Genomic DNA, 10,566 nt, shown 5'->3' with positions numbered 1-10,566 from the left:
TCTTCCTCTACGAAGCGCCCGCTCTAGCGGCTACCGGTAAAGGGCCGCTTAAGAGCGTCCCAATTTAGGGCTTGGGGGACACAGGCTGCGTTGCTAGGAGTGCGGCACAGCTCAGATTAGCGCGAGGGTCGAGGATGGCAGCCGACGGCGACACCCAGGAAGAGATGCAGTTCCACGCGAAGAGCTATTCGGCTTTCGCATCGATGATGAAGTGGGGAACCATCCTCTCCTTCATCGTCGCGATGTTCGTTGTTCTGATCATCTCCAACTGACCATAAAGGGCCGCGCGCGAATGAAGATAGCGGTCCTCAAGGAAACAGCGGAAGGCGAGCGCCGTGTCGCCGCCACCCCGGAGACGGTGAAGAAGTTCATCGCGCTCGGTGCCACCCTCGCGGTCGAGGCGGGGGCGGGGAGCAGCGCGTCGATCGCCGATCCCGATTACGAAGCGGCCGGTGCCACCGTGGGGCCGCGCGAGCAGGTGCTCGGCGGCGCCGAGGCGGTGCTTGGCGTGCAGGGGCCGGACCCCGCGACCCTTGGCGGCATCGCGTCCGGAGCTTTGCTCGTGGCGGCGCTGAACCCGTTCGTGTACCGGGAGCGGGTGGACGGATATGCATCGGCCGGCGTCGAGGCGCTGGCGATGGAATTCATGCCGCGCATTACCCGCGCGCAATCGATGGACATATTGTCCTCGCAGTCGAACCTTTCGGGCTACAAGGCGGTGCTCGATGCGGCGGCCGAATATGGCCGCGCCTTCCCGATGATGATGACCGCGGCGGGCACGATCCCGGCGGCGCGCATCTTCATCATGGGCGTCGGCGTCGCGGGCCTGCAGGCGATCGCGACCGCACGGCGGCTGGGCGGCATCGTCTCGGCAACGGACGTGCGTGCGGCCACCAGTGAGCAGATCGAAAGCCTCGGCGCGAAGGCGATCTTCGTCGAGAACGTGAAGGGCATCGAAGGCGAAGGCACCGGCGGCTACGCCACCGAGATGTCGGACGAATATAAGGCTGCGCAGGCCGAGCTCGTTTCCAGCCACATCGCCAAGCAGGACATCGTCATTACGACCGCTTTGATCCCCGGTCGCCCGGCGCCGCGGCTGATCTCGGACACTCAGATCGCAAGCATGCGCCCCGGCAGCGTGATCGTCGACCTTGCGGTGGAGCAGGGCGGCAACGTGGAGGGCGCAGTGCTCGGCGCGGTCACCGAGCGGCACGGCGTCCGCATCGTCGGCCACCGCAATGTGCCGAGCCGCCTCGCCGCCGACGCCTCGGCCCTTTACGCGCGCAACCTCTACAACTTCCTCAGCGCCTTCTGGGACAAGGAAGCCGGCCGCGTCACCCTCCCCGACGACGACGAGATCGTGAAGGGCGTCCGCCTGACCCGCAGCGGCCAGATCGTCAACGAGCGGCTACTGGCCGGCTGACGAAAGGAGCGCCTGTGGACTTCATCACGATCCTGTCGATCTTCGTGCTGGCCTGCTTCGTCGGCTATTTCGTCGTGTGGGGGGTGACCCCGGCGCTGCACACGCCGTTGATGGCGGTGACGAACGCGATCTCGTCGGTGATCATCGTCGGGGCGCTGATCGCAGCTGCGGCGGCCGGGGTGCCGGGCGCCAAGTGGCTCGGGCTCCTCGCCGTGGTGCTTGCAAGCGTCAACATCTTCGGCGGGTTCGCGGTGACTGCGCGAATGCTGGCCATGTACAAGAAGAAGGAGCGGCGCTGATGCACGAAGCCGCCGCCACGCCGAGCTGGGCCTCTCTTGCCTATCTCATGGCCGGTGCCCTGTTCATCCTCGCCCTGCGGGGGCTTTCGAGTCCCGCCACCTCTCAACGCGGCAACCGCTTGGGCATGATCGGCATGGCGATTGCTGTCGCCACCACGTTGATCACCCACGCCTTTGGCGGAGACCTTGCCACTTTCGGGTTTGCGCTTTCGATGGACCAGGGAGCCGTCATTTGGGGCTTGCTTGAAATTGCCGCAGCCATAGCGATCGGCGCTGCAATTGGACTCATTACCGCGCGCCGCATCGCGATGACCGCGATGCCGCAGCTGGTGGCGGCGTTCCACAGCCTCGTCGGCCTGGCGGCGGTGCTGGTGGCCGCAGCCGCTTACCTGAACCCGGAGGCATTCGGCATCGCCGTGCGGGTGACGCCGATCGCCTCACGGTCGTTCATGAGCATCTTGCCCGTCAGCCGGGTCGAGATGGGGCTCGGTGCTGCGATCGGGGCGATCACCTTCTCGGGCTCCGTGATCGCCTTCCTGAAATTGAACGGCAACATGTCGGGCAAGCCGATCCTGCTGCCCGCCCGGCATGTCATCAACCTGGGCACGCTTGCGCTGATCCTGGCGCTCATCGCCTATTTCACGACAGACCAGGATCCGTGGGTGTTCTGGACCCTGACTGCCTTGTCCTTCCTCATCGGCTTCCTGCTGATCGTTCCGATCGGCGGCGCGGACATGCCGGTCGTGGTCAGCATGCTGAACAGCTATTCGGGCTGGGCGGCGGCGGCGATGGGCTTCACGCTGCAGAACAGCGCGATGATCATTACAGGCGCGCTGGTCGGCTCATCGGGCGCGATCCTCAGCTACATCATGTGCCGGGCGATGAACCGGAGCTTCATCTCGGTGATCGCAGGCGGCTTCGGCGGCGACGCGGCGGCAGGCGGGGCAGGGGGCGCGGCGATCGACCGGCCTTACAAGCGGGGTTCGGCGGAGGACGCGGCCTTCCTGATGAAGCAAGCGGAGCAGGTGATCATCGTTCCGGGCTACGGAATGGCTGTCGCTCAGGCGCAGCACGCGCTCCGGGAGATGGGGGACCTGCTGAAGCACGAGGGGGTGAGCGTCAAATATGCGATCCACCCGGTGGCGGGGCGAATGCCGGGGCATATGAACGTGCTGCTGGCCGAGGCGAACGTGCCTTATGACGAGGTGTTCGAGCTCGAGGACATCAACTCGGAATTCGCGCGGAGCGACGTGGCCTTTGTGATAGGCGCCAACGACGTCACCAACCCGGCCGCCAAGACCGACAAATCGTCGCCCATTTACGGCATGCCGGTGCTTGATGTGGAGAAGGCGAAGACGGTGCTGTTCATCAAGCGCTCGATGGGCGGCGCCGGCTATGCGGGCGTCGACAACGAGCTCTTCTACCGCGACAACACGATGATGCTGCTCGCGGACGCCAAGAAGATGGTGGAAGAGATCGTGAAGTCCCTCGGCTGACGCCGTCACCTGAGGCGACAGTGCGGCGGCTGATCCGCCCGATGCGCCGAGCCGAGCGGCATCCCCTGTCAACCTCTCGAGCGCTTCTCTAAGCTGGTCGCGGGCACCCGATTCCGGGTGGAATTCGAAGGGGTGGGACGTTGCGGAAACTGGGTTTAATCGGCGGGATGAGCTGGGCGTCGACCGCGCTTTATTATGAGGGGATCAACAAGGGTGTCGCCCGGCGGCTCGGCGGGCTGAATTCGGCTCCGCTGCTGCTCGAGAGCCTCAACTTCGCGCATGTCGCGGAGCGGCAGTCGGAAGGGGACTGGGGCGGCCTTGCGGAGATGCTGATCGATTCCGCGCGGCGGCTCGCCGATGCGGGCGCCGAGGGGCTGATCCTGTGCAGCAACACCGCGCACAAGATGTACGACCGGATCGCCGGCAAGATCGACATTCCGATCCTCCACATCGGCGACGTGACGGCCGAGAAGCTCGTCAAGGACGGCGTCAAGCGGGCCGGCCTCATCGGCACGCGCTACACGATGTCGGAAAGCTTCTACCGCGACCGGATCGAATCCAACGGCATCGCCGTCTCCACGCCCGATCCGGGGATGATGAAGGAGATCGACCGGATCATCTTCGAGGAGCTGGCGCGCGGACGGGTCTCGCGCGTGTCGCAGCGGACGCTGAAGACCTGCCTCACGATCATGGGCCAGGCGCGCAACCAGGCGGTGATCCTCGGCTGCACCGAACTCGTGATGCTGGTCGATCCGGTCGCCAACGTGATCCCGGTCTACGACACGACCGCCCTCCACGCGCAGGCGGCGGTGGAGTGGATCCTCGGCCTTCGCGAGGCGCAGCGGATCGAGGTGAGGGAGACCGAGGCGGCGGCCTGAGCCGCAGCGCGCGAAAATCGTCAAAACGGATCAAGTTTTCGTCCCCTATCCCATTGCAGCTGCTAAGTATCTCCGGTCTGGACCAAAGCAGAGCCCCAAACGGCCGCTTCGGACCGGGCTTCGGCCGGGGCGGGCGGAGCGGAGACGGGGGGAAGAATGGCGGAAGGCGCACTTGGGGCGGTCGGGTTCGGCGGAGAACCCCCCGTCCTGATCGTGGCGGACAGCCCGAAGGGGCTTGAGCGGGGAGCGCGATCCGCGGAGCTCGCCGGCTGCCGAGTCGCCGGCAAGGCAAGCTTTGAGGAAGCGCCGGAGCGGCTTCGGCGCCAGGCGGCCGTGGACGCGGTCTTCCTCGACGTGGAGCGGGACCACGGCGCGCCGCTCGACGATCTTCTTGCAGCGCTCCGGCAGGCCGGGGAGGCGGGGCTTCATGGAAGCGTGGTCTCTGCACCGCTTGCGCTGATGGACACGATCGCAGGCTGCGCCTGGCATCGCCGGATCGAGCTCATCGCCGATGCCGACCGGGTGGACGGAGCGGCGGCGATAGGGCTTGCAGTTTCGCGGCCCCGGCACAGGCTGCACGACGTCGGCGGCGAGCAGGGCCCGCCGAGGCTCCAGCAGATCAGCGAGGAAGTGCGCAGGATCGCCTCCGCGCTCGAACGGATTTCGGCGGACGGCACGAAGGAGGAGAGCGTCGCCCCGCGGGATGCGGGCGAGGCCGTGGACGCGGGCGCGGTTCGGGCGATCATCCGCGCGCGGCGGCTGCGCGACCAGTATTTCGGACCCGACCTGTTTGCCGACCCCGCCTGGGACATCCTGCTCGATCTCTACGCGGCGCATCTCGAGCAGCAGCGCGTGGCGGTCTCCAGCCTCTGCATTGCCGCCGCCGTTCCGGCGACGACGGCGCTTCGCTGGATCAAGACGTTGACGGATGTCGGCCTGCTCGTCCGGGCGGCCGACCCGCAGGACGGGCGCCGCGTCTATATCGAGCTTGCACCGCAGGCGGCGGAGGGGCTTCGCTCCTATCTCGGCGCCGCTCAGCGCATCTCGCCGCTGAACCTCTAGCCCTTGCCCGCCGCCGGGCGAAGTGGCAGTGGCGCCAGCACCCGCGAGGGGCGCTTAGCTCAGTTGGTAGAGCATCTCGTTTACACCGAGAGGGTCGGCGGTTCGAGCCCGTCAGCGCCCACCAGGATCAGAGGGCGTGCGTCAGCAGCCTGGCGATGTCGGCGACGGAGCCGCGCACGTGGATCGACTGACTGCCGCTGAAATGGAGACGCGTCGTCCGCGCGTCCCGCGCTTCCAGCCAAAGCACTTGGTCCGCATTGACGATCGCGACGCTGCCGTCGTGCATCTCGAGGCGCTTCAGGTTCATCCCACTCTCCGAAGAGGCCATTAACCTCGAATCGGTTGCGGAACCCTTACGGACTAGAACCAGCCGAGCAGCTTCAGGAGCACGAGCGACGCGATGATCGACAGCGCGAGCGAGCCGAGGCACCCCATCCGGTTCGAGAAGAAAAAGAACATTTCAGTCTCCCCGGCCGCCTATCGGCTCGCGCCGTCCGGATCGTCCGGCGGAGGCTCGTCCCTTGGAGCGGGCGGCGGCGGGGGCGGCGTGACGGTCGGAATGTTGCGGGGCGCGGGCGGGTTATCCTCGGCCGGCGGCGGCGGTTCGTCAGCGGGCTCGTCTTCCGGCGCCGGAGCGGGAGCCGCCAGCTCGGGTGCAAGCGGCTCGGCGGGGAGAGGGCTGTCGTCCACGTCGTAGCCGCCGATGTCATAAGCTCCGGTTGCTTCGGTCGGCGTGCCGGGGGTGAGGACCGCCTCGTCCGCCGGAAGCTCAAGCGGGACCGGAGCAGCCGCCGCGGGCGCGTTCTTCACCGCTTCGACCATGAAGGCGCGCCAGATGCGGGCGGGGATGCCGCCGCCCTGGACGTCGCCGAGCGGCTTGTTGTCGTCCCTGCCGATCCAGACGCCGGTGACGAGATCGCCGGCAAAGCCGATGAAATAGGCGTCGCGGCTCTCCTGGGAGGTGCCGGTCTTGCCGAAAGTGGGGATCGGAAGCGCCGCACCGCGGCCGGAGCCCTCGTGGGTGACGGCCCAGAGCAGCTCCATCATGTTGCGCCTGACGGAGCCCTCGAACGGCGTCCCGCCGCTGTCGTCCTCCGCCTCCGGAAGGCCGCGCGGGCGCACCGGATAATCGCCCTTGGCGACCGAGGCGAAGGCGGAAGTCATTTCCATCAGGGTGATCGCCGAGGTGCCGAGCGCAAGCGTGGGCCCGCGCTCGATGTCGCTCGTCACTCCGAGGTCGCGCGCCGCCTGGATCACCCGCTCGCGCCCCACGCGCTCCGACAGGCGAACGGCGGCAACGTTGCTCGAATGGGCGAAGGCATCGCGAAGCGTGACGATCCCGCGATACTTGCCCTCGTAATTGCTTGGGCTCCAATTGCCGATCCGGAGCGGCTGGTCCTCGATCGTGTCGCGGGGCGTGTAGCCGGCGCGGAGAGCCGCAAGGTAGACGAACAGCTTGAAGGTGGAGCCCGATTGCCGCTTCGCCTGGGTGACGCGGTTATAGGGGCTCTGCTTGTAGCTCTTGCCGCCGACCATCGCGACCACCCGGCCGTCCGTGCGCATCGAGACGAGCGCCACCTGTGCCCCGCCGACGCCGGCCGCCCGGATCGCCTGCGCCGCCTGCCGCTGGAGCCGGTCCTCGAGCGTGGTGACGATCCGCTGCTCGCCGTAGCGCGGCTCCGATTCGCCCATCTGCTTCAGCACCCAATCGGCGAAATAGGTGCCGCTCGGGACATCCTTCACCGCGCCGCGGACGAGCTGAACCGTCGGCAGCTTCTTCGCGGTCGCCCGATCGATGAAGCCCGCCTGCACCATGGCCGCCTCGACCACCTTGCCGCGCTCGCGGGCACGCTTGAGGTTCCTGGTGGGAGCAAGGGAGGAGGGCGCCTTGACGAGCCCCGCCAGCATCGCCGCCTGCTCAACGGTGAGCTCTTCCGGCCGCCGGCTGAAATAATGGTTGGCGGCCGCCCGAAGGCCGTAAACATTGTCGCCGAAATAGACGCTCGACATGTAGCGCGAGAGGATCTCGTCCTTGCTGAGCCACGCTTCGAGCCAGAGCGCGAGGATCGCTTCCTGCGCCTTGCGGCCGATCGTCTGCTTGGACGAGAGGAAGGCGAGCTTGGCGAGCTGCTGAGTGATCGTGCTCCCGCCCTCGACGACGCCGCCGGAGACGAGGTTGCGGCCGCCGGCGCGGGCGAGGCCCCAGGGATCGATCCCGAGATGCTCGTAGAAACGGCGATCCTCGATCGCCAGGAAGGCCTGGGGCACGTGCCTTGGAAGCTTCGAGGCTTCGACCGGAAGATCGGTGACCGAGCCCTTGCGCGCGATCGGCCGGCCTTCCGCCGAGAGCAAGGTGATGCTCGGCGCGGTGATCGGCTTCAGCGACTTCGAGAGCGGCGCCGTCAGCGCGAGCACGAGCACGAGCAGAAGCAGGAAGATGCCGGTCCCTGCGGCGATTCTCCGCGCCAGCCGGCCGCGGCGGGCGGGCGGCTGCTCGATGAGATCGCTTCCTTCGAGGACGTAATCGGGGCCGTCCGTGTCCGCGGCCGGTGGACTGGTCCGCGTCAGCATAAGACGCGGCGGGAAAGGGGGGAGATCAACACCCTGGGCATACTCTACTCAACCGCTTGTGGGGCCAATCTGCCGAACGGAACGGTGGCGAATTGGTTTCCGCCCGGGGACCCTCGCGAAGAAAATAAACGCAGCCTCGTCGCCGCATCGGCCGCCTTCATCGCAGCCGGCTTCAATCCGGAGCGGCCTCGTCCATTGCGGAGACACGAGGAGACGAAGCGATGGCGATCACGAGCTGCTTTCGGGTGAGGGACGCGCTGGATGCCTATCTGGCGAGGATCGGCTTCGAGGGCGAGGCGCTTCCGAACCTCGCGACCTTGAGGGAATTGCACCGCCTCCACGTGGAAGCCGTCACGTTCGAGAATATCGACGTCCAGCTCGGCACCCCCGTCAGCCGCAATCCGCGCGCCGCATTCCGCAAGATCGTCGTCCAGGGCCGCGGCGGCTGGTGCTTCGAATCGAACGGCCTGTTCGCCTTCATGCTGGAAGCGATCGGCTTCAGGGTGCAGCGGCTCGCCGCCGGAGTGATGCGCGAGAAGATGGGAGCGGCGGCGGTGGGCAACCACCTCGCGCTCGCCGTGAAGCTCGACCGCACCTACCTCTGCGACGTCTCCGTCGGCGTCGGGCTCGTCGAGCCGGCGCCGCTGGTGGAAGGGCCGCTGCGGCAGGGCTTCAAGCGGCTTGCGCTGGAGCGGGTCGGCGGCGGCTGGTGGCGGCTCCACAACCATCCGGGCGCGGTGCCGGCCTCGTTCGATTTCTCGCTGGAGGTGACGGACGAGGCCCTGCTCGACGAGAAGAGCCGCTGGCTCGAGAAGGACCCGGCTTCGCCGTTCGTCTGCAACGCGATCGCGCAGCGGCATTTTCCGGACCGGCTCGAGAGCCTGGTCGGCCGCACCCACAGCGTGCTCACCGCAGAGGGGGAGCGCGTGGAAGAGGTGGAGAGCGCCGAGGAATATGCGCGCCTGCTTCGGGACGTCTTCCAGCTGCAGATCCGCGACGTCGCGCCGCTCTGGGCGCGGGTCAGCCGTGCAAGCGGAGCGGACTTCCTGGCGAGCCTCGACCTCGCCGCCTGAAGCGCGTCAGACGAGAGCGACCACCGCGAACCCGCCGGCCAGCGCCGCAAGGAACAGCAGGCCGACAAGCGTCAGGCGCCGTTCGATGAAATCCTGGATCGGCTGTCCGAAGCGCTTCAGCAGCGCCGCGATCAGGAAGAAGCGCGCGCCGCGCGTCACAAGCGCGCAGGCAAGGAAGAGCGGGAAGTTGAACGCCGCAAAGCCGCTCGCGATCGTCACCAGCTTGAACGGGATCGGGGTGAGCCCCTTCACGAGGATGATCGCGGCGCCCCATTTGTCGTACCAGGCGCGGAACTGCTCGATACCGTCGCTCATGCCGTAGAAGTTCATTAGCCACTGGCCGAGCGTGTCGTAGAGGAAATAGCCGATCGCGTAGCCGAGCGCTCCGCCGGCCACCGACGAGACCGTGCAGACGGCGGCGATCAGCCAGGCCTGATCGCGGCGTGCGAGGATCATCGGCACGATCATCACATCCGGCGGGATCGGGAAGAACGAGCTTTCCGCAAAGGAGATCGCGGCCATGCTGCGGATGGCGTGGCGGTGGCCCGCAAGCCGCAATGTCCAGTCGTAGAGTCCGCGAAACATCGTGCCTCATGAAGCTGTCGGGAGGAAGGCGAGAGCCTTAGTGGCGGCTTAGTGGCAAAATCGGCGGAGCACTAGCTCCGGACGGCTGGATTCCGCCGCGAAACTAAATAAGGTTGCCTCCATGTGGCTGCTCGACAAAATGCTCCGCAAGCTCGTCAGGAAGGGCGAGCTTACGATCATCGACCATGACGGGAAGGAATATCGCTACGGCGCGCCCGACCCCAATTACGGGCCGCTGACCGCCCGCCTAACCGACAAGGGCGCCGCCTGGCACATCGCCAAGGACCCGCGCGTCGGCGCGGGCGAGGCCTATATGGACGGCCGGCTGGTGGTGGAGCGGGGCGACATCCGCGACCTCGTGCTCCTCATCCGCTACAATGCGCCGTTCGAGAAAAAGGGCGCTCTGAAGCCGAAGGGGCCGGTGCGGCGCTCGATCAATTATGCGGCCGGAAGGCTCGACCAGGTCAACTGGAAGAGCCGCTCGCGCCGGAACGCCGAGCACACCTACAACCTGACGCGTAAGCTCTACGAGCTCTTCCTCGACGAGGATCGGCAGTACACGATGGCTTATTACCGGGACACCGGGAACAGCCTCGAACAGGCGCAGCTGGACAAGAAGGCGCATATCGCCGCCAAGCTTTATGTGAAGCCGGGGATGCGGGTGCTCGACATCGGCTGCGGCTGGGGCGGGCTCGCGCTCTACCTCCACCGCCATTACGGCGTCGAGGTTCTGGGGATCGCGCTTGCGCCGGACCAGATCGAATTCTGCCGCGAACGCGCCGCCGCCGCCGGCGTCTCGGACAAGGTGAAGTTCGAGCTGATGGACTATCGCGACGTCGAGGGGCCGTTCGACCGGATCGTCAATGTCGGCCTCATCGAGCATCTCGGGACGCCGCATTATCCCGGCTTCTTCGCCAAGACGCGCGAGCTGCTGACGCCGAACGGCCTGATGGTGTCGCACTGCTGCGGCCGGATGGGCGGGCCGGGCGTGACCGACAAATGGACCCGGAAGTACATCTTCCCGGGCGGCTACATCCCGTCGCTGTCGGAGCTGGTCGCGGAGGCGGAGCGGCACAAGATGGTCACCGCCGACGCCGAGGCGATGCGCTACCATTATGCGCACACGCTGGAGGAATGGTACCGGCGGACGAACGCCAACCAGGCGGAGATCACCGCGCT

The 10,566-nt window shown here is 66.9% G+C and carries 11 protein-coding genes and 1 tRNA gene; 9 read left to right on the top strand and 3 right to left on the bottom strand.

Going from position 1 to position 10,566, the window contains the following annotated elements; genetic code table 11:
- Positions 1-134: 134 nt before the first annotated feature.
- From VF662_RS03585 to VF662_RS03555, 7 genes are all read left to right on the top strand, one after another.
- On the top strand, positions 135-272 hold the full coding sequence (locus tag VF662_RS03585; RefSeq protein WP_464137770.1) for an aa3-type cytochrome c oxidase subunit IV: 138 nt from the start codon (positions 135-137) through the stop codon (positions 270-272).
- 20 nt (positions 273-292) lie between these two features.
- Positions 293-1,423 (top strand): Re/Si-specific NAD(P)(+) transhydrogenase subunit alpha, encoded by a 1,131-nt coding sequence (locus tag VF662_RS03580; protein ID WP_464137768.1) that lies wholly within the window; start codon positions 293-295, stop codon positions 1,421-1,423.
- Positions 1,424-1,437: 14 nt separating this feature from the next.
- Positions 1,438-1,722: an NAD(P) transhydrogenase subunit alpha part 2 gene (locus VF662_RS03575; RefSeq protein WP_464137765.1), complete on the top strand. Its 285-nt coding sequence runs from the start codon at positions 1,438-1,440 to the stop codon at positions 1,720-1,722.
- Positions 1,722-3,218: an NAD(P)(+) transhydrogenase (Re/Si-specific) subunit beta gene (locus VF662_RS03570; RefSeq protein WP_464137764.1), complete on the top strand. Its 1,497-nt coding sequence runs from the start codon at positions 1,722-1,724 to the stop codon at positions 3,216-3,218. Before VF662_RS03575 ends, VF662_RS03570 begins: the two co-directional genes overlap by 1 nt.
- Before the next feature lie 140 nt (positions 3,219-3,358).
- On the top strand, positions 3,359-4,096 hold the full coding sequence (locus tag VF662_RS03565; protein WP_464137762.1) for an aspartate/glutamate racemase family protein: 738 nt from the start codon (positions 3,359-3,361) through the stop codon (positions 4,094-4,096).
- A gap of 156 nt (positions 4,097-4,252) precedes the next feature.
- Positions 4,253-5,158, top strand: a complete 906-nt coding sequence (locus VF662_RS03560) for a winged helix DNA-binding protein (protein WP_464137760.1) — start codon at positions 4,253-4,255, stop codon at positions 5,156-5,158.
- A gap of 48 nt (positions 5,159-5,206) precedes the next feature.
- Positions 5,207-5,282 (top strand) — tRNA-Val (locus tag VF662_RS03555).
- Positions 5,283-5,285: 3 nt separating this feature from the next.
- On the opposite strand, the gene VF662_RS03550 is transcribed toward VF662_RS03555, so the two are convergent.
- Together VF662_RS03550 and VF662_RS03545 are read right to left on the bottom strand one after the other, a co-directional pair.
- Positions 5,286-5,465 (bottom strand): hypothetical protein, encoded by a 180-nt coding sequence (locus VF662_RS03550; RefSeq protein WP_464137756.1) that lies wholly within the window; start codon positions 5,463-5,465, stop codon positions 5,286-5,288.
- 170 nt (positions 5,466-5,635) lie between these two features.
- On the bottom strand, positions 5,636-7,729 hold the full coding sequence (locus VF662_RS03545; RefSeq protein ID WP_464137753.1) for a transglycosylase domain-containing protein: 2,094 nt from the start codon (positions 7,727-7,729) through the stop codon (positions 5,636-5,638).
- A 221-nt stretch (positions 7,730-7,950) separates the two neighbouring features.
- Here VF662_RS03545 and VF662_RS03540 point away from each other — a divergent pair, with 221 nt between their 5' ends.
- On the top strand, positions 7,951-8,802 hold the full coding sequence (locus VF662_RS03540; protein WP_464137751.1) for an arylamine N-acetyltransferase family protein: 852 nt from the start codon (positions 7,951-7,953) through the stop codon (positions 8,800-8,802).
- 6 nt (positions 8,803-8,808) lie between these two features.
- Here the strand turns inward: VF662_RS03540 and VF662_RS03535 are convergent, their stop codons facing one another.
- A complete protein-coding gene (locus VF662_RS03535) occupies positions 8,809-9,387 on the bottom strand; it encodes a YqaA family protein (RefSeq protein ID WP_464137748.1) in 579 nt (192 codons plus the stop codon).
- 121 nt (positions 9,388-9,508) lie between these two features.
- Here VF662_RS03535 and VF662_RS03530 point away from each other — a divergent pair.
- The coding region (locus VF662_RS03530) for a class I SAM-dependent methyltransferase (RefSeq protein WP_464137746.1) at positions 9,509-10,566 on the top strand (1,058 nt) is incomplete at its 3' end.

Source organism: Allosphingosinicella sp. (assembly GCF_036387215.1).
Taxonomy (GTDB): Bacteria; Pseudomonadota; Alphaproteobacteria; order Sphingomonadales; family Sphingomonadaceae; genus Allosphingosinicella.
Note: the sequence above shows the minus strand (reverse complement) of the source record. Positions and strands in the feature narration are given on the sequence as shown.